Origin of the sequence: Candidatus Arthromitus sp. SFB-turkey (genome assembly GCF_001655775.1) — a bacterium.
In the GTDB taxonomy this organism is placed as follows: Bacteria; Bacillota; Clostridia; order Clostridiales; family Clostridiaceae; genus Dwaynesavagella; species Dwaynesavagella gallinarum.
Map to the genome: position 1 here is coordinate 1 of NZ_LXFF01000034.1, position 22,886 is coordinate 22,886.

Annotated in this window: 21 protein-coding genes and 1 pseudogene; all 22 read left to right on the forward strand. The window is 28.7% G+C overall.

The window, feature by feature from the left end; translation table 11 throughout:
• Positions 1–739 (forward strand): aspartate carbamoyltransferase catalytic subunit (locus tag A6P36_RS06670; protein ID WP_066762352.1); only part of this gene is annotated, 739 nt, incomplete at its 5' end.
• A gap of 171 nt (positions 740–910) precedes the next feature.
• The gene (locus A6P36_RS06675) at positions 911–2,200 is read left to right on the forward strand and encodes a dihydroorotase (protein WP_066762357.1); all 1,290 of its coding nucleotides are present in this window, start codon (positions 911–913) and stop codon (positions 2,198–2,200) included.
• 20 nt (positions 2,201–2,220) lie between these two features.
• A complete protein-coding gene (gene carB / locus A6P36_RS06680; protein WP_066762360.1) occupies positions 2,221–5,397 on the forward strand; it encodes a carbamoyl-phosphate synthase large subunit in 3,177 nt (1,058 codons plus the stop codon).
• A gap of 57 nt (positions 5,398–5,454) precedes the next feature.
• On the forward strand, positions 5,455–6,192 hold the full coding sequence (locus A6P36_RS06685) for a dihydroorotate dehydrogenase electron transfer subunit (protein ID WP_066762363.1): 738 nt from the start codon (positions 5,455–5,457) through the stop codon (positions 6,190–6,192).
• Positions 6,186–7,094 (forward strand): dihydroorotate dehydrogenase, encoded by a 909-nt coding sequence (locus tag A6P36_RS06690; protein WP_066762365.1) that lies wholly within the window; start codon positions 6,186–6,188, stop codon positions 7,092–7,094. The genes A6P36_RS06685 and A6P36_RS06690 overlap by 7 nt, the downstream gene beginning before the upstream one ends.
• A gap of 11 nt (positions 7,095–7,105) precedes the next feature.
• Entirely contained in the window at positions 7,106–7,804 is a 699-nt protein-coding gene (gene pyrF, locus A6P36_RS06695) for an orotidine-5'-phosphate decarboxylase (protein WP_066762367.1), read from the forward strand.
• A 21-nt stretch (positions 7,805–7,825) separates the two neighbouring features.
• On the forward strand, positions 7,826–8,458 hold the full coding sequence (gene pyrE, locus A6P36_RS06700; RefSeq protein WP_066762370.1) for an orotate phosphoribosyltransferase: 633 nt from the start codon (positions 7,826–7,828) through the stop codon (positions 8,456–8,458).
• 231 nt (positions 8,459–8,689) lie between these two features.
• Positions 8,690–9,538 carry a DUF4214 domain-containing protein gene (locus A6P36_RS06705; RefSeq protein WP_066762373.1) on the forward strand — a complete coding sequence of 283 codons (849 nt, stop codon included), beginning with the start codon at positions 8,690–8,692 and terminating at the stop codon, positions 9,536–9,538.
• A 200-nt stretch (positions 9,539–9,738) separates the two neighbouring features.
• Complete coding sequence (locus tag A6P36_RS06710) at positions 9,739–10,323, forward strand: hypothetical protein (protein ID WP_066762375.1); 585 nt, start codon at positions 9,739–9,741, stop codon at positions 10,321–10,323.
• A 4-nt stretch (positions 10,324–10,327) separates the two neighbouring features.
• Positions 10,328–11,860, forward strand: a complete 1,533-nt coding sequence (locus tag A6P36_RS06715) for a type I restriction-modification system subunit M (RefSeq protein WP_066762378.1) — start codon at positions 10,328–10,330, stop codon at positions 11,858–11,860.
• Positions 11,857–12,690: a DUF6414 family protein gene (locus A6P36_RS06720; RefSeq protein WP_066762382.1), complete on the forward strand. Its 834-nt coding sequence runs from the start codon at positions 11,857–11,859 to the stop codon at positions 12,688–12,690. The genes A6P36_RS06715 and A6P36_RS06720 overlap by 4 nt, the downstream gene beginning before the upstream one ends.
• Positions 12,691–12,699: 9 nt before the next feature.
• Complete coding sequence (locus A6P36_RS06725) at positions 12,700–13,878, forward strand: restriction endonuclease subunit S (protein WP_066762384.1); 1,179 nt, start codon at positions 12,700–12,702, stop codon at positions 13,876–13,878.
• A 70-nt stretch (positions 13,879–13,948) separates the two neighbouring features.
• Positions 13,949–17,044 carry a type I restriction endonuclease subunit R gene (locus A6P36_RS06730; protein ID WP_066762386.1) on the forward strand — a complete coding sequence of 1,032 codons (3,096 nt, stop codon included), beginning with the start codon at positions 13,949–13,951 and terminating at the stop codon, positions 17,042–17,044.
• Positions 17,044–17,754: a M48 family metallopeptidase gene (locus tag A6P36_RS06735; RefSeq protein WP_066762389.1), complete on the forward strand. Its 711-nt coding sequence runs from the start codon at positions 17,044–17,046 to the stop codon at positions 17,752–17,754. Before A6P36_RS06730 ends, A6P36_RS06735 begins: the two co-directional genes overlap by 1 nt.
• A gap of 234 nt (positions 17,755–17,988) precedes the next feature.
• Positions 17,989–18,192 (forward strand): hypothetical protein, encoded by a 204-nt coding sequence (locus tag A6P36_RS06740; RefSeq protein WP_066762393.1) that lies wholly within the window; start codon positions 17,989–17,991, stop codon positions 18,190–18,192.
• Positions 18,158–18,436 (forward strand): hypothetical protein, encoded by a 279-nt coding sequence (locus tag A6P36_RS06745; protein ID WP_066762396.1) that lies wholly within the window; start codon positions 18,158–18,160, stop codon positions 18,434–18,436. Before A6P36_RS06740 ends, A6P36_RS06745 begins: the two co-directional genes overlap by 35 nt.
• Before the next feature lie 35 nt (positions 18,437–18,471).
• Entirely contained in the window at positions 18,472–18,900 is a 429-nt protein-coding gene (locus A6P36_RS06750; protein ID WP_066762399.1) for a DUF2871 domain-containing protein, read from the forward strand.
• An 8-nt stretch (positions 18,901–18,908) separates the two neighbouring features.
• The gene (locus A6P36_RS06755) at positions 18,909–19,400 is read left to right on the forward strand and encodes a hypothetical protein (RefSeq protein ID WP_066762416.1); all 492 of its coding nucleotides are present in this window, start codon (positions 18,909–18,911) and stop codon (positions 19,398–19,400) included.
• Between the two features lie 261 nt (positions 19,401–19,661).
• Positions 19,662–20,594 (forward strand): ABC transporter substrate-binding protein, encoded by a 933-nt coding sequence (locus tag A6P36_RS06760; RefSeq protein WP_066762420.1) that lies wholly within the window; start codon positions 19,662–19,664, stop codon positions 20,592–20,594.
• Positions 20,584–21,575, forward strand: a pseudogene (locus A6P36_RS06765) (FecCD family ABC transporter permease). Before A6P36_RS06760 ends, A6P36_RS06765 begins: the two are co-directional and overlap by 11 nt.
• Complete coding sequence (locus A6P36_RS06770; protein ID WP_066762422.1) at positions 21,575–22,357, forward strand: ABC transporter ATP-binding protein; 783 nt, start codon at positions 21,575–21,577, stop codon at positions 22,355–22,357. Before A6P36_RS06765 ends, A6P36_RS06770 begins: the two are co-directional and overlap by 1 nt.
• A gap of 18 nt (positions 22,358–22,375) precedes the next feature.
• Positions 22,376–22,843: a HugZ family pyridoxamine 5'-phosphate oxidase gene (locus A6P36_RS06775; RefSeq protein WP_066762423.1), complete on the forward strand. Its 468-nt coding sequence runs from the start codon at positions 22,376–22,378 to the stop codon at positions 22,841–22,843.
• The last annotated feature ends 43 nt before the right edge of the window (positions 22,844–22,886 follow it).

Here is a 22,886-nt window from a genome sequence, read left to right on the forward strand (position 1 = left end):
TGAACCAAGCACTAGAACTCAAAATTCTTATTCCATAGCGGTTATGCGCTTAGGTGGACAAGTTATTACATTTGATAGAGAAGTTTCTTCTATGAAAAAAGGTGAAACTTTTTATGATACTGTAAAAACATTTGAAGCTTTAGGATGTGATGCGGCTATTATTCGTCATAGTGAAAATGAATATTATAAGCAACTTAAAAATATAAAAATGCCTATACTTTCAGGTGGTGATGGTACAGGAAATCATCCTTCACAATCGCTTCTTGATTTGCTTACGATTAGGCAAGAATTTGATTGCTTTGAAGGATTAAATGTATGTATAGTAGGAGATATTGTTCATTCTCGTGTTGCACATACTAATATAGAAGTTATGAAAAGATTAAAGATGAATGTTTATACATCTGGACCGCAAGAATTTAAGGAAGAAGGTCTTAATTATATTGATTTTCATAAAGCTGTAAAAGAAATGGATGTTATTATGCTTTTGAGAATTCAAAATGAAAGATTGACTTCTAGTATGGTGTTAAGTAAAGAGGAATACAATAAAAATTTTGGTCTTAATAGAAATATAGTTGAATTGATGAAGGAAAAAGCAATCATAATGCATCCTGCTCCATTTAATCGTGGTGTTGAGATTGATGATGAATGTGTTGAATGTGAGAAAAGTAGAATTTTTAAACAAATGTCAAATGGTGTGTTTGTAAGAATGGCTATTGTAGAGCGTGCCTTGAAAGATTGATATGAATTAAATTGAGTGTTTAAAAAATTAAAGTGTACTTTGTTTTAAAAAATAAATTTTAAAATTTTAAAAAAACATATAGTAAATTATGTTTAAATGTTATAGAATGATACCTAGTGTATCTTTTATGTATCACTTAAATTTATGATAGAATGAAGGGAGGTCTCTTAAATGAAAATTTTATTTAAGAATGGAATTGTTTATGTTAATGGGAATTTTAAAAAGTCTGATGTATTAATTCAAGATGGTATTGTTGTTGATATTCAAAGAGAAATTTCTTTGGATGATGTTGTTATTGTTGATTTAAATAATTTACATATATTGCCGGGTTTTGCAGATGTACATGTACATTTACGTGAACCCGGTTTTTTTTATAAAGAGACCATTTTAAGTGGAACAAATGCGGCAGCAAAAGGAGGATTTACCCTTGTATGTAGTATGCCGAATTTAAATCCGGTTCCAGATAGTGTTGAAAATTTAAAAATTCAGCAGGATATAATTGATCGTGATGCAGTGATAAAAGTTTTGCCACATGCTTCGATTACCAAAAAACAAAGAGGAAAAGAGTTAGTTGATTTTGAAAGTTTAAGTGAAAAATGTTTTGCTTTCTCTGATGATGGAAGAGGAATACAAAGTCGAGAGATAATGAAAGAAGCTATGGAGATGGCCAAAAAATTTGGTAAGGCAATAGTAGCTCATTGTGAAGATGAAAGCTTAGTTTGTGGAGGATACATTCATGATGGTGAGTATGCAAAACTTCATGGTCATAAAGGTATAAGCTCAGCTAGTGAATATAAACAAGTTCAAAGAGATGTAGAACTATGTGAGGAAGTTGGTGGGCAATATCATGTATGTCATATTTCAACTAAAGAAACAGTGGACATAGTTAGAAATGCAAAATCTAAAGGATTAAAAGTTAGTTGTGAAACCACCCCTCATTATTTAACTTTTTGTGATATGGATTTAAAAGAAGAAGGAAGATTTAAAATGAATCCTCCAATAAGAAGTAGTGAAGATAGAGATGCTTTAATAGAAGGAATTAAAGATGGAACAATTGAGATGATAGCAACAGATCACGCACCTCATACTGATGAGGAGAAAAGTAAAGGACTTAAAAGAAGTAATATGGGTGTTGTTGGACTAGAAACAAGTTTTGCAGTAATAAATACTTTTATGGTTAATACAGGACATATTAGTTTTGAAAAATTAGTTGAATTAATGAGTATTAATCCTAGAAAAATTTTTGGTTTAGAATATGGAATTAGCGTAGGTAAAAAAGCAGATTTTACTATTGTTGATAGAAATAAAGAATGGATAGTTAATCCAGATGAGTTTGTTTCAAAAGGAAAATCTACACCATTTGAAGGTATGAAACTTACTGGTGATATTTTGTTTACTATTTGTGATGGAAAAATTGTATACAATAAATTAATTAATATAAATGAAGGAGGAAGGGCTTAAATAAAAGCCTGAAAAAGATTATGCCAAAAAGAACGGATATTAAAAAAATATTAGTTATAGGTTCAGGACCAATTGTAATAGGTCAAGCAGCGGAGTTTGATTATGCAGGTACACAAGCATGTATTGCTTTAAAAGAAGAAGGATATGAAGTTGTTCTTATAAATTCAAATCCTGCAACTATAATGACAGATGTTAAAATGGCAGATAAAGTTTATATGGAACCACTTACACTTGAGTATGTAGCGAGAATTATTCGTCATGAAAGACCAGACGCAATAGTTCCAGGACTTGGAGGACAAACAGGACTTAATCTTTGTGTTCAATTAGGAGAAAAAGGAATTTTAGATGAATGCCAAGTAGAAGTTTTAGGAACGAAGATAGATTCTATTAAGAAAGCAGAAGATAGAAATTTATTTAAAAAGATGTGCGAAGAAATTGGTGAGCCAGTTATTTCAAGTGAGATTGTTTATTCCTTAGAAGAAGGAATTGAAGCAATGAAAAGAATTGGACTTCCAGTAGTTTTAAGACCAGCATATACACTTGGAGGAACTGGAGGCGGATTTGCTGACACTGAAGAAGAATTTGTTGAGATGATGGAACATGCACTTGCTCTTTCTCCAGTTCATCAAGTTTTAGTAGAGAAAAGTGTAAAAGGATATCAAGAAATAGAATTTGAGGTAATGCGTGATAAAAATGATAAAGCTATAGCAATATGTGATATGGAAAATTTCGATCCAGTTGGTATACATACAGGTGACAGTATAGTATTTGCACCGTGTCAAAATCTTAAGAGTGAACAACTTTCTATGCTCAAAGCTTCTGCATTAAAAATACTTAAACATTTGGAAATAGAAGGTGGATGTAATATTCAATTTGCACTTAAACCAGGAACAATGGAATATTACCTCATTGAAATTAATCCTCGAGTAAGTCGTTCTTCTGCTTTAGCATCAAAAGCTACAGCTTATCCAATAGCTAGAGTTACAGCAAAAATTGCTATTGGTCTTACCCTTGATGAAATATCAATCAGTGGTATTCCAGCTTCAATAGAACCAGCTATTGATTATGTTGTTGCAAAAGTTGCTCGATTCCCATTTGATAAATTTACATCAGCTTCAAATAAACTTTCTACACAAATGAAAGCTACTGGTGAAGTTATGAGTCTTGGTCAATCTGTTCAAGAGATTATGCTTAAAGCTGTAAGAGGTTTAGAAATTGGCGTTGATCATTTTGAAATGGAAAAGTTTAAAAGTTATACGAAAGAACAATTACTTGAAAATATAGCTACACCAACAGATGAAAGATTATTCTCCCTTTGTGAAGCTATTAGAAAAGGAGCTACTACAGAGGAAATAAATAAGGCAACAGCTATTATGCCACAATTTATTGATATGTTTAGAGAAGTTATTGACTATGAGGAAGTTATAAAATTAAACGTAAAAAATGTAGAAGTTTTAAGAAAAGCTAAAGATATGGGATTCTCAGACAGTTATATTGCAAGAATTTGGGGAATGAACAAATTAGAGTTGTTTAGGTTTAGAAAAGAAAATAATATAATGCCTGTTTATCGTATAGTTGATAATGTAAAACATCAACAAGAATATGTTCCGTATTTTTATTCATGTTATCATGGACAAAATGAAAGTGTTATAACTGATAAAAAGAAAATTCTAGTTTTAGGTTCAGGACCTATTAGAATTGGACAAGGGGTAGAGTTTGATTATTCTACAGTTCATTCTGTATGGGCGATTAAAGAGGCAGGTTATGAAGCTATAATTATAAATAACAATCCAGAAACAGTTTCAACTGATTATACAACAGCAGATAAGTTATACTTTGAACCTCTTACAGTTGAAGATGTTATGAACGTTATTGAAATGGAGAAACCAGAGGGAGTGATTGTTTCTCTTGGAGGGCAAACCGCTATTAATCTTGCAAATGACCTTAAAGAACTTGGTGTAAATATTATCGGTACAGATGTTGAAGCAATTGAAAATGCTGAGAATCGTGATAAGTTTGAAAAAATTATGCACGTTTTAGAAATTCCTGAGCCAAGTGGTCAAGCTGTTACAAATATTGAAGAAGGAATTAAGGTTGCAAATAAAATTGGTTATCCTGTTTTAGTTCGACCGTCTTATGTTTTAGGTGGTAGGGCTATGCAAATTGTTCAAGATGATGAGGGATTAAAAAAATATCTTAAAACAGCAGTTTTAGTTGATGAAGATAAACCAGTTTTAGTTGATAAATATATCATTGGTAAAGAACTTGAGGTAGATGCTATATGTGATGGTAAAGATGTATTTATTCCAGGTATAATGGAGCATGTTGAGGAAACTGGTATTCATTCTGGAGATAGTATTTCTGTTTATCCTGTTTACACTATTAGTAAAGAAGTTAAGAATAAAATAATTGATTATACTATTAAGTTAGGTTTGGGAATTGGTATTAAAGGTTTATTTAACATTCAATTTATTGTTGATGAATTTGATAATGTTTATGTTATAGAAGTAAACCCACGTTCTTCAAGAACAGTTCCTTTCTTATCAAAAGCTACAGGAATTCCAATGGCGAATATAGCTACTAAGGTTATGTTAGGACATTCTCTTAAATCGCTTGGTTATGGTACTTATGTTCAAGATGAATCAAAAAGATATTATGTAAAAGCTCCAACATTCTCTTTTTCAAAAATAGTAGGACTAGATGCTTACCTTTCACCTGAAATGAAATCTACTGGTGAAGCGATTGGATATGATATTAAAATTAATCGTGCATTGTATAAAGCTTTACAAGCTTCTGGAGTTAAAGTTCAAAATTATGGTACGGTTTTGGTAACTCTTACAGATGGTGACAAACAAAAAGCATTACCTTTATTAAGACGTTTTTATAATTTAGGATTTAATATCGAGGCAACAGAGGGAACGGCTGAATTTTTAAAGAGAAATGGTATTAAAACAAAAGTAAGAGCAAAAATTTCTGATGGTAGTGATGATATTATTGATAGTCTTACAAATGGTTATGTAACTTACGTTATTAATACACAAAAAATTGGATCTGATACACAAGAAGATGGATTTTTAATTCGTCGTCATGCAGTTGAAAATAATATTGGTGTATTCACAAGTCTTTCTACTGTGAATGTTTTATTAAATGTTTTAGAAGAAATAACTTTACCAGTATCTAGAATAGATGCTGAATAGAAAAGTAAATAGCCGGGCTTTTTAGCTCGGCTATAATAATAAAAAAGGAGGAAGTTAATGTATAAAAAAAATATTTATACTGTTTTGGAAAATAAGAGAATAGCAAAAAATATTTTTTATATGGCGTTAGAAGGAGATACGTCTTTTATAACTGCTCCAGGACAATTTATTAATATTGAAATAGAAGGATTTTATCTTAGAAGACCTATTTCTGTATGTGATTTTTATAATGATAAAATTATTATAATTTATAAAGTTGTGGGTGCAGGAACAAAAGCTATGTCAACTATGGGTGTTGGAACAAAACTAGATATTCTTACTGGACTTGGAAATGGATTTACAGTTAAAGATGAAAGTAAAAATCCTTTAGTTATTGGTGGAGGAGTTGGAGTGCCACCTATGTATGGTTTAACAAAATTTTTAGTTAAAAAAGGTATTAGCCCTAAAATTATATTGGGATTTAATAGTAAAGAAGATGTATTTTTTGAAAAAGAATTTAAAAAATTTGGATGTGAAGTTTACATAACAACAAATGATGGAAGTTATGGAACAAAAGGATTTGTTACAGATGTTATAGAGAAGCTATTAAATTATGATTATTTTTATGCTTGTGGACCTATTCCAATGCTTAGAGCAGTTTCAAATGTAACTAATTGTTCTGGACAACTTTCTTTTGAAGAAAGAATGGGTTGTGGTTTTGGAGCTTGTATGGGATGTAGTTGTGATACTCTTACAGGATATAAACGTGTTTGTAAAGAAGGTCCTGTATGGTTGAAGGAGGAAATTAAATGGTAAATACAAAAGTAACTTTATCTGGATGGCAATTAGATAATCCTATAATTCCTGCTTCTGGAACCTTTGGATATGGAGTTGAATTCAAGGATTTTTATGATATAAATATTTTGGGAAGTTTTTCTTTTAAAGGAACAACAAAAAATCCTCGTTTTGGGAATCCTACACCTAGAATTGCAGAAACACCTATGGGAATGATAAATTCTGTTGGTTTACAAAATCCTGGTATTGATGCAGTAATAAATTATGAGTTGCCGAATCTTAAGAAATTTTTTAATAAAAAGGTTATTGCGAATATATCTGGATTTTCTGTTGATGAATATGTACATTGTTGTAGTCTTATTGATAAAGAAAGTCAGGTTGGTATAATTGAGGTTAATGTATCTTGTCCAAATGTCAAATGTGGTGGAATTGCTTTTGGTACTGATCCAAAAAATGTTTTTGAGGTTACAAAGTCAATAAAAGAAGTTACTACAAAACCTGTTTACATAAAGTTAAGTCCAAATGTAACTGATATTGTTTCTATTGCTAAATCTGCAGAAGAGGCTGGTGCAGATGGTATTAGTCTTGTTAATACGTTTTTAGGAATGAGAATAGATTTAAACACTGGAAAACCTGTAATTGCTAATGTTATGGGAGGAGTTTCAGGACCTGCAATTTTTCCAATAGCTCTTAGAATGGTTTATCAAGTTTCACGTGCAGTAAAAATTCCAGTAATAGGAATGGGTGGAATTTCAATTGCAGAAGATGTAATTGAAATGATGTATGCTGGAGCTAAAGCAGTTCAGGTTGGATCGGCTAATCTTAAAAATCCATATGCGTGTAAAGAAATTATTGAAAATTTACCTAAAGTTATGGAACGATATGGTATTAAAGATTTAAACGATATAATAGGTAAAGTTTAAAGGAGGATAATATGAAAAGAGATGTAATTATTGCTTTAGATTTTAAAGATGGTAAAACTGCTTTAAATTTTTTGGATAAATTTGTTGATAAAAAATTATTTGTAAAAGTTGGTATGGAGCTTTTTTATGCTGAAGGACCTTCTATAGTTAAAGAGATTAAAGAAAGAGGACATAAAATATTTTTGGATTTAAAACTTCATGATATTCCAAACACTGTAAAGGGAGGAATGAGAAGTTTATCTCATTTAGGAGTTGACATTGTTAATGTTCATGCTGCAGGAACTATTAGTATGATGAAAGCAGCTTTAGAAGGAAGTATAAGAGAAGACGGAACTCGTCCTCTTGTGATTGCAGTTACTCAACTTACATCAACAAGTGAGGAAAGAATGAAAGAAGAATTGCTTATAGAATCAAAAATAAATGATACTATAGTTCATTACGCAAAAAATGCTAAAAAAGCAGGACTTGATGGAGTAGTTTGTTCTCCATTAGAGGCAGGAATGGTAAAGAATGCTGTGGGAATGGATTTTATAACCGTAACTCCTGGAGTAAGATTTGATGATGGAGAAAAAGGAGATCAGGTTCGAGTTACAACTCCTAAAAATGCTAAAGAGATTGGAACAGATTTTATTGTATTAGGTCGTCCTATTACTCAAGCAGAAAATCCAGTTGAAGTTTATAATCGTTGTGTAAAAGAATTTTGTGAATAATTAAAGGAAGGAAAATTAATTATGGAAAAGAAAATTGCAAAACATTTGTTAGATATAGGAGCGGTATTTCTTAGACCAGATAAACCTTTTGTTTGGGCATCTGGAATTGAAAGTCCTATTTATTGTGATAATAGACTTACACTTTCTTATCCTGAAGTGAGAAAAGATGTTGAAGAAGGTTTAGCAGAACTTATTAAAAAAGAGTATTCAGAATGTGAAGGAGTTTTTGGAACATCAACAGCTGGAATTGCTCATGCTGCAATTGTATCAGAAATTTTGGAATTGCCTATGGGATATGTTCGTGGAAGTGCCAAAGATCATGGAAGGACAAATCAAATAGAAGGAAAAGTAGTAGAAGGGAGTAAAGTTGTTGTGGTTGAAGATCTTATTTCTACTGCTGGAAGTTGTGTTGATGTTGTAAATGTTCTTAGAAATGCAAACTGTGATGTTTTGGGAATTGTTTCAATTTTTACATATGGAATGAAAAAAGGAATTGATAATCTTAAAAAAAATAATGTGAGAAATATTTCTTTATGTAATTTAGATGCTTTAGTTGAAGTTGCTGTGGAATATGGATTCATTAAAGAAAGTGATGTTAAGAAAATTATTACTTTTCGTGAAAATCCTTCTGATTCAATTTGGAAAGATATGTAATAAAAATTATAAATTTTATTTTGAAAATTCTTATCGTGTTTATCGTTAGGAATTTTTTTTGCATGAAATCATGAAATATATAATATGTTAAAAATAAATTATAATTAAATTACAAAAAAAAATCAACATATTATAAAGATTAACAAAATAGTTACGAAAAAAGATTGAAAAACAATTTCAAAAAATGTATAATTGTACTCAGATAAAAATTAATTAGTATAGGAGTTTGTTATGAGTTCAAAATTAATTAAAAAGATTATTGCTTCAACTTTAATATTTTCGATGACAGTTGCTATTGGTGTAAATGTGTTTGGTGAACCAACTATAACTGTACAAGCTGATGATGATTGGTATGATAGATATGATGATGACTGGGATGACAGAGATATATTTAAAGGTAATATATCTATATCAGGATTAACTACGTATGGAGGAAGAAAAGCTGTAACAGTTGCTATTCCAAGTGGTATAAATATAAAAGAGGTTGATACAGAAAATGAGCCACATGATAATATAGATGAGGTAATTAGTGGAGGTAATATTATTATATATGGATTAAGAGATGGTGTAACTTACAATAATCTTATTTTGAAGTTGGAAGATCGTTCAGGAATTGATTATAAATATAGAATTAATTCTTTTACTATACAAGGTGGTAGTACAAATGGTGGTTCATCGACAGTTACAAGACCTATTGCAAATACTCAAGCAATTTCTGATTATTTAAGAGATGTTTATAAGAATGTTTTTGGAAGAGAAGTTGACCAACAAGGCTTAAATTATTGGGTTCAAAAACTTTCGAGTGGACAAGTTGATTTGGATGACTTCTTTAAAAATTTATTATCTGAAAATGAATTTTTAACTATTGCTCCAACTCCAGAAGATAAAATTAAAAAACTATATGCTGGAATATTCCAAAGACAACCAGATCAAGGAGGTTTCAACTACTGGCTTAACAGATATAAAGCTGAGTTAAGAGATGAAGGAAACGAAAGAGAAGCATTAAGAGAAGTAATTGATGATATGACTGATGGTGCTGAGTTTAAACAAATTTTAAGAAGACTTGGATTAGATGACTAATATAAAATTTTAAAAGGCAATTAGATAATTTCTAATTGCCTTTTTTGTTTGACTTTATTTTTAAAGGTTATAAATTTATATTTTGTTATTTATAACACATAACAAAAAAGTTTGCTAAAAATTATTTACAAATTTAAAATTGCGATTTATAATTTAATTGAAAAATGTTATTTTTACACCATAACAAAAAGAGGTGAAATATGAAACTTAAAGAAGTGGCTTTTTTAAGAACTGGTCTTGTATTAAATAGAAAACAGGTCAAACCTACAGATGTTGAAAAATTTAAATATAAGCAACTTACTTTAAAATCTATAAATAATGATGAAGTTATTAATGAGAATTATTTAGAAGAATTTATTTCAAATGAAAATTTGAAAGAAGAATATTTTACTCATAAAAATGATGTGATTGTACGTTTATCTTATCCATATACGGCAATTATAATTGATGAACAAACTGAGGGACTTCTTGTGCCTTCACATTTTGTCATTATAAGATGTGATTTAAAAAAAATTATACCAGGATATTTGCAGTGCATACTTAATTCAAATGAAATTCATAAACAAATTTCACTGTCAACTAGCACATCAATGCTTGGAACAATACGACCATTATTTTTTTCAGAGCTTGAAATTAAAATTATATCATTAGAAAAGCAAGAAAAATTAGCTGAAATAAATAGGTTGTGCAAAGAAGAAATAATTTTACTTACAAAGTTGAAAGAGCAAAAGCAGAAGTATAATTCTCTGCTTATAAATAAAATTCAAAAAGAAATGGAGAAATAATAGAATGACTACAAGAAAAGATGTTGAGAGAGTTTTGTGGAATGCGTGCGATAGTTTTAGAGGTAAAATTGATAGTTCACGTTATAAGGATTATATTCTTTCAATGTTATTTGTCAAATATTTAAGTGATGTTTATAAGGAAAGGAAAGAACAATATATAAATCGTTATGAAGGCGATGAAATACGTGTTGAACGTGCAATGAAGCGAGAGCCTGTTTATTTAAATGAAGAAATTACTTTTGATTATCTTTATAGTAAAAGAAATGATAATGAAATAGGGCAAATAATAAATGTTGCTTTGAATTCTATTGAAGAGCATAACAGTGGAAAACTTAGAGATGTTTTTCGTTCTATTGATTTTAATAGTACGGTTGATTTTGGGGAAGTGAAACAGAAAAATGCTACTTTAAAAAATTTGCTTGAAGATTTTAATGTGCTTGATTTAAGACCTAGTCAGCTTGAGGAAGGTGATATTATTGGAGATGCCTATGAATACATGATTGCGAATTTTGCTTCTGATGCAGGTAAAAAGGGAGGAGAATTTTACACTCCGAGTAATGTTTCAAAACTTGTTGCAAAATTAGTAGAGCCGAAAGAAAATGATAGAATTTATGATCCAACTTGTGGGAGTGGTGGTTTATTACTTAAGGCGTTTAAAGAAGTTGAGTCTAAAAAAGTTGCTATTTATGGTCAAGAACAAAATGCTCAAACTTGGGCGCTTTGTAAGATGAATATGTTTCTTCATGAAATTGACGATGCACAAATTCATATGGGAGATACGCTTTCAGAGCCTAAGACAATTGAAAATGATAGTTTAATGAAATTTCAAGTAATTGTTTCGAATCCTCCATTTTCTTTAGATAAGTGGGATAGTGGATTTTTATCAGCGGTAGCAAATGAGAATTCTAGTAAGAAAGAAAAAATGAGACCTGAGCTTGATTATTATAAGCGTTTTGAGTGGGGAGTTCCTCCAACATCTAAAGGGGATTATGCTTTTGTTCTTCATATGATTAGTTGTTTAGATGGAGAAAGTGGAAGAATGGGAGTTGTTTTACCTCATGGGGTTTTGTTTAGGGGAGCGTCTGAGGGTAGAATTCGTAAAGAGATTATTGAATGTAATCTTTTAGATGCAGTAATTGGGTTGCCAGCGAATTTATTTTTTGGAACTGGTATACCTGCGTGTATTTTAGTGTTTAAGAAAAACAGAAAAACAAAAGATGTATTATTTATTGATGCGTCAGGAGAAGGGAATTTTGAGAAGGGCAAGAATCAAAATGTCTTACGTGAATGTGATATAGAAAAGATAGTTAGTACTTATAAGAATAGGGAAGTAGTGGAAAAATATAGTTATGTTGCGATGGTTGAGGAAATTAGGGAAAATGATTATAACTTAAATATTCCACGTTATGTTGATACTTTTGAGGAAGAAGAAATTGTTGATATTGATGAGGTAAAACAAAATATTGAAAAAATTGAAAATGAACTTCAATCTGTTCAATCTCAAATGAAAAAATATTTGGAGGAATTGGGATTATGAAAAAATTTATATATTTGGATCAAGATTATATTAATTCATATTTAGCACAAATGAAAAAAGGATTACTTGTAAATTGCAGTAATGAGAAACAATCTTCTGAATCAACTTCACAGACAAAAGATTTGAATTTAAATGGAGTGATTAGTGGTGAAATTGGAGTAGAAATACTCAAAATTTTAGGTTTAAATTTAAATGGTCAAGTTGAAAAAAATAATAGTTCAACTATATCGGATGAAAATATTAAAAGTAGAATTGAGGAAAAAGTTTTACATGATTATTCTTTTGAAATGGTTGAAAAAATTTTAAAAGATAAAAATTTAATAAAAATAAATGATTTTAATACCGGAGATATTATTTTAGAAGAAAATGAAATTACAATTATAGATTTTGAGTATTTTAAAAATATTTTTGGAAATGATGGGATTTTTAAAAATTTTAGGAACTTAAATAGAATAAATAAAAATACGAATTTAACGTTAAACAATAGAGAAAATGATATAAAATTTAGTTATGAAATAATAGTAATAATACAAAAAATAATTCCTTATAAAAGATTTGCTATTTGTGGTAATTATTTAATATTATTAGATGATAAAAATTTTAGAGATAATCCAGATATAATTGCATTTAAATATGGCGGAAAAATAAAGTTTATGGGAAATATTACCAATATTATTAATATACAAGATAACCAAGATTATCAAGATGATTCAATTTTAGATGCTTTTAAAAATTTTTATAAGATAATAAACGAAAGTATATTTGAAATGTTTTCAAATATTAACAAAATATATATTATTCATGCCATAGCATTGTATTATGAAAGTTAGGGGGATATCATGACGAAAGAAATCAAACAACGAATTGATCAAATAAAAAATGGTGAAGTCCCTCAAGGGTATAAGAAAACAAAAATTGGAATTGTTCCGAATGAGTGGGAAGAAAATAAATTGAAAGATATAGCCCCACTTCAAAGAGGTTTTGATTTACCAAGTTATCAAATTAATAAAGGAGTTTATCCTATATGTTGCTCAAATGGAATTACTGGATATCACAATGAATTTAAAGTTAAAGGACCTGGAGTGTGGACAGGACGTTCAGGTACAATTGGAAAAGTTTTTTATACTGAGAAAAATTATTGGGCTCATAATACAAGTTTATGGGTAACAAATTTTATAAATAGCATACCAAAATATATTTTTTATCTATATACATTTATAGATTTTAGTAAATATGATGCTGGATCTACTGTTCCTACATTAAATAGGAATGATATTCATTCTTTAAAAATATCAATTCCCTCCATAGCTGAACAGCAAAAAATTTCCGAAATACTTTCAACACAAGACAAAGTAATTGAATTGAAAGAGAAGCTTTTAAAAGAGAAAGAGAAACAGAAAAAATATTTAGTACAAAGTCTTGTTACAGGAAAGAAACGTTTAAAAGGTTTTAATGGTGAATGGAAGAAAGTTAAGTTGGGAAATTTAATGAACGAAAATAATGAATTTGTTGGTGATAGAAATATAAAACCAGTAGCTATTGGAGTTTATGGAATAAGACAAAGAGAAGATATTTTTAGTAAAGATTTATCTAAAAATTATTCACGAAATAAAGTTTTTAAAAATAATCAAATTTGTTTTGGGATAGGAACAAATCAAATTGTTTACGGAGTTAATATAGTAAATAAAATTTATTGTGTTAGTCCTGCTTATAAAGTATTAGACATCGTAAATATTGATCCGTATTATTTAAAATTATTATTAGATATTAATAATTTAAGATTAAGTAGTTTGTATTTAATTATCTCTGCAAGACAAGGAAAAAGTGTAGATTTTGATGGATTATTTAATGAAGAATTTGATATTCCATTATTCGAAGAACAAAAAGCAATTGCAGAAATCTTGACTACAGCAGATAAAGAACTTAAACTATTACAAGAGGAACTGGAAGAGGAAAAGCGAAAGAAAAAAGCATTAATGCAGTTATTATTGACGGGAATTGTTAGAGTGAAAGTATAAATTTTAAAAATAGTATTATAGCGAGTCTTTTCCAGTCTCGCTATAATTTTTTATTTACAGGAGGTAGAGTGTGAACGGAGATTTATTTTCAGAATTTAATATAAGCCAAAAACCTGCCCTAGAACTTTTACAAAAAATGGGTTATACATATATTTCTCCTGAGGAATGCGATATTCAAAGGGGTTCTTTATATAAAGTGCTTCTAAAAGGAATATTAAGAGAACAACTTAAAAAACTTAATAAAGTTAATTTTGGAAGTCAGTCTATGGAATTTTCTTCTGCTAACATAGAAAAAGCTATTGAAGATCTGGACGAACCTTTGACCAATGGACTAGTTCCAACTAGTGAAAAAATTTATAATATTCTTCTTCTTGGAAAAAGTTATTCCGAAATCGTTGGAAATGGAAAAGTTCAAAACTTTAATTTAAAATATATAGATTGGGAAAATATAGAAAATAATGTTTTCCATGTTACAGATGAATATCAAGTTGAAAGTATTGATAAACAACATAACGCCCGTCCCGATATCGTTCTATTTGTTAACGGTATCCCTTTCGCTGTAATTGAATGTAAAAAATCTGATGTTTCTGTTGAACAAGGTATAGAACAAACCATAAGAAATCAAAAATCAGAATATATTCCACAACTCTATAAATTTGCCCAAATTCTCATGTCAACAAATAAAAATAATGTAAAATACGCAACAACAAACACTCCAAAAAAGTTTTGGAGCGTGTGGAAAGAACAAGATGAATCTTTTTTAGAACAATCAATACCAAAATATATTTCTGATAGATTTGCAACTGTTCAAGACAAAAATATTATTTTTATGTTTTCAAAAGAAAGACTCTTAGAACTTACAAAATATTTTGTACTCTTTGATGCAAATGTGAAAAAAATATGTAGATATCAACAATATTTCGCAATCAAAGAAATTATAAAAACAATTAATGAAAATGATGAAAATGGAAATAGACAAAGTGGTGTTATTTGGCACACTCAAGGAAGTGGAAAGTCTTTAACAATGGTAATGCTTTCGAAATATATTTTGATGGAATTTTCACAGTTTAACCCCAAAGTTGCAATTGTTACAGACAGAAAAGAACTTGATTTTCAAATTTCAAAAACTTTTGCCCATACAAGGCTTAACCCTGCAAGAGCTACAAGTGGAAAACATTTAATCGAACTTATTGAAAATGGTAAAGCTGATATTATTACATGTATTATAAACAAATTTAATACTGTTGAAAGTAGTGGTTTAAAACGTGAAGGAAGAGATATTTTTATTTTAGTTGATGAAAGCCATCGTTCAAATTATGGAGAATTGGCAATAAAAATGAGAAAAGTTTTTCCAAATGCTTGTTACATTGGTTTTACTGGTACGCCTTTAATGAAAAAGGAAAAGAACACAATGACAAAGTTTGGAAAACTAATTCATAAATACACAATTAAAGATGGTGTTGATGATAATGCAATTGTTCCTCTTATTTATGAAGGGCGTTTTGTTGAACAAAAAGTCGATGAGCAAAATATAGACCTTTGGTTTGAAGAAATTACAAAAAGACTTACTGACAATCAGAAAAAAGACTTGAAAAATAAATGGAGTAAAATAAGAAGACTTACTTCAACCGATGCAAGAATTAAGCGTATTGCACTTGATATTAATAGACATTTTATTGATGGTTATAAAGATACTGGATTTAAGGCCATGCTCGCAACAAATTATAAAAAAGATGCAATTCGTTATCTAGAAGCATTTGAACAAATGGGAGATTTAAATTGTGCTGTTGTAATTTCTTCTCCTGATATGCGTGAGGGTCATGATGATGTAGATGAATCAAATGACGACAAAGTAAAATCATATTGGGCAAAAATTATAAGAGAATATGGAAGTGAAGAGCGTTACGAAGAAGTTGTTAAAGATAGATTTATTCACGGAAAACATGGAGAAGATGAGGGAATTGATATTTTAATTGTTTGCTCAAAACTTTTAACAGGATTTGACGCACCTATTTGTCAAGTTCTTTATATTGATAAGGAACTTAAAGAACATTCACTATTACAGGCTATTGCTAGAACAAACCGTTTAATGGAAGGAAAAGATTACGGACTAATTGTTGACTATAGAGGACTTATAGAAAAGCTTGACAGTGCAATGAATATGTATAGTGGAGCAGGACTTGAATTATATGATGGGGAAGATCTTAAGGGAACTATAACAGATGTCATATCTGTAATTGGAGATTTAAGGAATAGTTATTCTCGTATTTCAGATTTATTTTTACATATAAAAAATAAAGATGATATTGAAGAAATTGAAACTTATTTAGAAGATGAAAGTATACGTAATGATTTTTATAATTTTCTTTGTGATTTTGGTAGAAATCTTAATACTGCTTTGAATTCTGAAGCGGTTTATTCTAAAATTTCTCCTGAAGAGTTAAAGAAGTATAAACAATCTTTTACCTTTTGGCAAAAACTCCGTAGAAGTGTAAAAGTAAGATATTTTGATGCTATTGATAACAAAGAATATGAACCACTTATGCAAAATTTACTTGATACACATTTATCTGTTGAAGGTCTAAGAAAAATTACAGCTCCTGTAGATATATTGAATAAAGAAGAGTTTGAACGTGAAATTAAAGAACTTACTTCTAAAAAAGCACAGGCAGATGCTATAAAAAGTCGAATCACTAAAAGTATAAGTGAAAAATATGACGAAAATCCTGCATATTATGAAAGCTTTTCTGAAAGAATTAAAATAGCTTTACAAGAATACAAAGATAGAAGAATTAATGATGCAGAATATCTTGAAAAAATGAAAAAAATAATGGAAGATTATTTTCAAAGAAGAAGCAGTGTAAATTATCCTGATAAAATTAAGAATGATGTACACGCTCAAGCTTTTTATGGTGTACTAGGTGCTCTTTTAAATGATAAATTTGATTTAGATTTTATAGCAGAAATTTCAATTGAGATTACAAAAATAATTAAGAAACATAGCAAAGTTGATTGGAGAAATAATAAATCTGTTCATGATAAAATTTCACAAGATATTGAAGATTTATTTTATGATTATGGTGAAGATGTACGTGAAAAAATTTCTCATGATTTAACTGACAAAATTGTAGAGAATGTAAAGACTGTTGCACTTAGGAGGTTTTAATGTTAAGAGTAGTTTCTGCTATGGATAGAGACATTAATTATACACTTACATACAAAAACGTAAAAAATATTAATTTAAGAATTAAATTTGATGGAAGTGTTTGTGTTTCAGCGCCTAAATATATTGATGTTTTTAGAATAGATGATTTTGTTATTTCAAAAGGAGAATATGTTTTATCATCAATAGAGAAATTTAAAAAGATGCAAGGTTTTAAGAAGGCACCTAAAAAATATGTTAGTGGTGAAAGTTTTAAGATTTTGGGAAAAGATTTAAGATTAAAAGTTATTATATCTAATGATGAAGAAGTTTATAGTGATGGTGTGTTTATTTATTTGAAAGTTTGCAATGATGATTTTTTGAAAAAACAAAATCTTATTAATAAATGGATAAGTGAGAAAACAGTCGAGATTTATAATGAAATTGCAAATGAGGTTTATAAAAAATTTGAAAAGTATGGAGTTTCATTTCCAGAAATAAAAATTAGGAAAATGTCTACAAGATGGGGATCATGTCAACCAATAAAAGGAGTTATTACAATTAATTCAAGATTAATTGAAGCTTCAAGGATATGTATTGAATATGTAATGATGCATGAGTTTTGTCATTTTATTCATGCGAATCATTCAAAAAACTTTTATTTACTACTTCAAGTAATGATGCCAGATTGGAAATATCGAAAAAATATTTTAGAATCGAGTATATATTTTTAGTAAATTTGTTAGATAAGATCAAAAGGACAATTAGAATTTTTCTAGTTGTCTTTTTTTGTTTGTTAAATTTAGTTAATATTTAAAATTTGATATTTAAAGCAAATTTAATTTTTGTTATCATAAATTTTGTGAAAAAAGTCGAAAAAGCAATTATTTAATAATGAGAAAAATTTTCTAAAATTTAATTACATAGACAAGCTTATTTAAATTTTATAATTGTTGGAGTGTTTAAGCATGGAAGATAATATTTTAAAAATTTTATTATCATCAGGTGTAATTGCAAATTTAGTTACATCAATTTTTAACCTTACTCAAGGATTTCATAAGGATAAAATAGATAATGTTATAAAAGAACGGAAATCTTGGAGGGAAAAAATTAGAGAAATTGCTTTAAATTTAGAGAATGCATATAATTATTCTCATATGGCAAGTTATTAAAAAGATAGAAGATGATACAGGTTCTTTTGAAAAAAATAAGGAATTGTTGATAAAATATTTATCTTTATTATTAAAATATGATTGGGAAAGAAGTAAAAAAGAAATTAGTTATTTTATTTGGCCAATTTATATTTTTGGTTTTTTAAATTTATTATTAGTAATGTTTGGAATTTTATTAAATTATGTTTATATTTGGAAAGAATTTATAAAAAATATTGTTGAAAATATAACAAAAAAGTATTAAAATTTAGTTAATTGTGAAAGGGGGATAATAAAATTATGAAGCCGAAAACTATTTTGAAGGCGTCAATGTGGTACTTTATATTTGCTATGATATTTGGAGTATTTTATAGGGAAGTTACAAAATTCACAAACTTTACAGGGAAAACAACTTTGTCAGTTGTACATGCACATGGAGTTGTATTAGGAACAATTTTATTTTTAATTTTGTTTGTATTATCTGTAAGTAAGAATTTTGGTCAAGGAAGTTTGTTTAGTAAATTTTTTAAAACATATAATATTGCTCTTCCGTTTATGCTTATTATGCTTATTGTTAGAGGAGCTACTCAAGTATTTAATGTGGTGATAACTTTTACACAAAGTGCAATAATTTCTGGTCTTTCTGGTTTAAGTCATATTATCATGTTAATAGCTTTCATAATGTTATTTAGGTGTTTATTTCAATTTTGCAAGGAGCTAGAGAAATAATTTAAATTATGAGGAAAATATTTGGTTTAGTTTTTAGTTTAATGTGTTGTTTAGTAATTGTCAGTTGTGTAAAAAAACAAGAAACTTCTGTTGGAATCGGAAATCCTTTTATTGAAGTAAATACTTTAAAAGAAGCTGAAGATATTGCGGGATTTCAATTAGCTCTTCCTGATAATTTTTTTGATAAAAGTTATGAGAGAAAAATTAAAGCAATAGAAAATAAATTTATTGAGGTTGACTATAGAGGTTTAGAAGAGTGGATAATAATTCGTAAATCTTTATATGATGGTGAAGAAGATATTAGTGGTGATTATAACGAGTATCCAGAAGAGAGGACAGAAATTTATGGAGATATTAAAGTTCTTCTAAGAGGAAATGAAGGAAAAATAAATGTTATTTCTTGGAGAGATGGAGATTACGTATACTCTGTTAATATTAATCCGGGCGGAATTGGAATTGATGAAGAAGTTCTTTATGAAATGACGTGGCAAGTTGATTAATTAAAATCCTATGAATTTTTTCATAGGATTTTTTTTGCGCAATTATTTAATATAGAAGATTTTAAAAAAATAATTTAATTGATATTGATTATTATTTACAATAGAAAATAATTATGATATAGTTATGTTGTTGTGAAAAATCAACAGTTAAAATTTGATTTATAGTGGTTGTAATTATCTTAATTAAAGTATTAAGAAAGGAGCAAGAAATTACAAAGTATAAAATTTAAATTAGATTGTTAATTGAAAGCGAGTAAAGTTATGATATTTAAGATTGCTGTGTGTGTTGTTTTAATGTTTAGTTTGTTTACCAGTTGTAGTAGTAATTCACAGCAAACTATAAACGATACATCACAGAATATTCAAAACGATATTGTTGTTAATGATGAAAATATTAAAATATCTGTTGCTAGTGTTGCGATTTCTCAAATATTAGCAGAGATGAATCAAGAAATAGTGGGTAGACCTACAACGAAATTAGATTTGCCAGAGAGATATTTAGAGATTGAGGAGATAGGAAGTTCTTTTTCTCCAGATTTTGAAAAAGTGTTGGCAGTTGGAACAGAACTTTTAATAGGAGATTCTTTGTTCAAGGAAAAAATTGATGCAACTGCAAAACAATATGGTATAGATACTTTTTATATTGATACTTCTACTTATGAAAGTTTTTTGTTTGGAATAGATGAACTTGGTAGAAAAATTGGTAAGGAGGAAGAGGCGACTAGCATAATAGCTAGATTTCAAGAACCTTTAAATAATTTAAAAGATATAAATAAGGATTTAAAAGTAGCTATAATTTTTGGTACTTCTGAAAGTAATATGTTGGCAACAGAAGACACATATGTTGGAAGTTTAATTAAGGCGTTAGGATTAAAAAATGTAGTAACAGAGATAACTGGTAGTACAAGCTTAGGTTCAGAAGTTCATGAAACAAATAGTAGTTATGTAAATCTGAATTTAGAACAATTGCTTCAAAATCAACCAGATGTAATTTTAAGATTTGGTCATGGAAATATAGAAGAAGCAAATAGAGCTTTTGAAAAATTATTTAATGAGAATCCAGCTTGGAAAAATTTAGAGGCTGTAAAGAATGGTAAGATATATGATTTAGATCCAAATATATTTGGTTCATCTGCTAACAATCATGTAGATGAAGCTTTGATGCAGCTTGGAGAGATTTTTAATGGTCTATAGCAAAGTGAAGCAAGTTAGTTTAATAATAACTTCCTTTATAATATTATTTTGTTTAATATTTCTATTTTGTGCTTTTGGAAGCGTGAAATTTAGTTTGAAAGATATAATTCTTTCTATATTTACTAAAGAAAATGAAGTATTAAATATAATAGTTTACGATATAAGGTTACCTAGAAATTTAATAGCAGCTTTTGTTGGGGCGGGATTATCTGTTTCAGGTACACTTTTACAAGCAGTGATGAGAAATCCTTTAGCAGATCCAGGAATAACAGGTGTTTCTTCTGGAGCAAGTGTTATGGCTATAATTATACTTTTGGTATTTCCATCATTTTCATTTATTTTACCAGTGGCATCTTTTATTGGGGGATTGTTCGCTTGTACATTAGTATTTTTATTAGCTTGGAAAAATGGAGAAATAAGTCCAAGCAGAATTATCTTTCAGGTGTTGCGGTGAATGCTATTTTTGGAAGTATCATATCAATTTTTACAATAATGTATAGTGATAGAATACAAAGTGCTTTATTATGGTTAAACGGAAGTTTAGCACAAAAAACTTGGGCGGATTTTAAACTTTTGTGCATTTATATTACATTTGGTCTAATAGTTTCTTTATTTTGTATAAGACCATCTAACATATTGGCACTTGGTGAAAAAACTGTTTTAAGTTTGGGATTTAATATTACACATTTAAGATTGTTTGTAACTATTGTAGGCGTTTTCTTGGCAGGTGTTTGTACTTCTATAGTTGGTATAATTGGTTTTGTAGGACTTATAATACCCCATATTTCTAGAATAATTGTAGGTTGTGATTATAAATATTGTTTACCTTTATCCATTTCTTTAGGGGGAATAATTGTATTAATAGCAGATACCATTGCAAGGACAATAGGAGGGAGTGTTGAGTTACCAGTTGGAATAGTGATGTCGTTAATAGGAGCACCATTTTTCTTATATTTACTTAGAAAAAGGAAGGGTGAATAATGTTATTAAGTGTAAAAAATTTGAATGCAGGATATGAGAATAAAAAAATAATAGATGAATTATCGTTGAATGTAGAAAAAGGTGAAATAGTAACGATATTAGGTCCAAATGGTTCTGGAAAATCAACTCTTCTTAATTGTTTAACTAGGTATATAAGGCCAATGTCAGGGAAAATTTTTTTGGAAAATGAGGATATATATGATAAATCTATAAAAGAATTTTCTAAGAGAGTTGCTATTTTATCACAGCATAATTCTTTGACTGGAAATGTAACTGTAAAACAATTAATTTCCTATGGAAGGCTACCTCATAAGAAGTGGTATGAAAGAAAAAATAAAGAAGATTATGAAATAGTTAAACAATCTATGGAGTATACAGATACCTTACAATATGAAAATAAATTTTTAAATAGTTTATCTGGTGGAGAGCAGCAAAGAGTTTGGATAGCTATGGCTTTAGCACAAACCCCAGATTTGTTATTGTTAGATGAACCAACAACTTACTTAGATATATCTCATCAGATTGAATTGATGAAGTTGATATGTGATATCAATAGAGATAAGAATATTACAGTTATTATGGTTTTGCATGATTTAAATCAAGCAAGCCAGTATAGTGACAAAATAGTGCTTATGAAAGAAGGAAAAATATATGACTATGGAACTCCAAAAGATGTTATAAATTATGAAAGTTTAAAAAATGTATATAACATAAAATGCCATATACATGAGAATTATAACAAACTCATAATAACACCTATTGATGTTGATAGAAAAATTTAATTGAAAGGGGATAGAGAAATGAAAGAACTTTTGGAAAAACAAAAAACAATGTTTATATCATCATTAGATGAAAACAATTTACCTCAAGCGAGCTATGCTCCATATGTTATGATAGAGGATAGAGTGTATATTTATATAAGTGAGGTGGCTGAGCATTATAGAAATTTGGAAAGAAATGAAAATGTTGCTTTTATGATGATTGAAGATGAATCTTTTTCTGAAAATTTATTTGTTAGAAAAAGAGTAAGTTTTAGAGGTAAAGCAAAAAAGATTTTAGATGTACCAGAAGATATAAAAAAGAAATTCGAAGCCATTCATGGTGAAAATATGATGAATTTATTGTATAAGATGGATTTTAAATTTTTTGAAATAAATATTACTAGAGGAAGATTGGTTGAAGGTTTCGGAAAAGCATTTGATTTGAGTTATGAAAATGGCAAGTGGAAACGTGAAAGTGTATCTTCAGAAAAAGTAAATCATAGATAATAAGTATTTTGAAATTTATATAATTAAAATCCTATGAAATTTT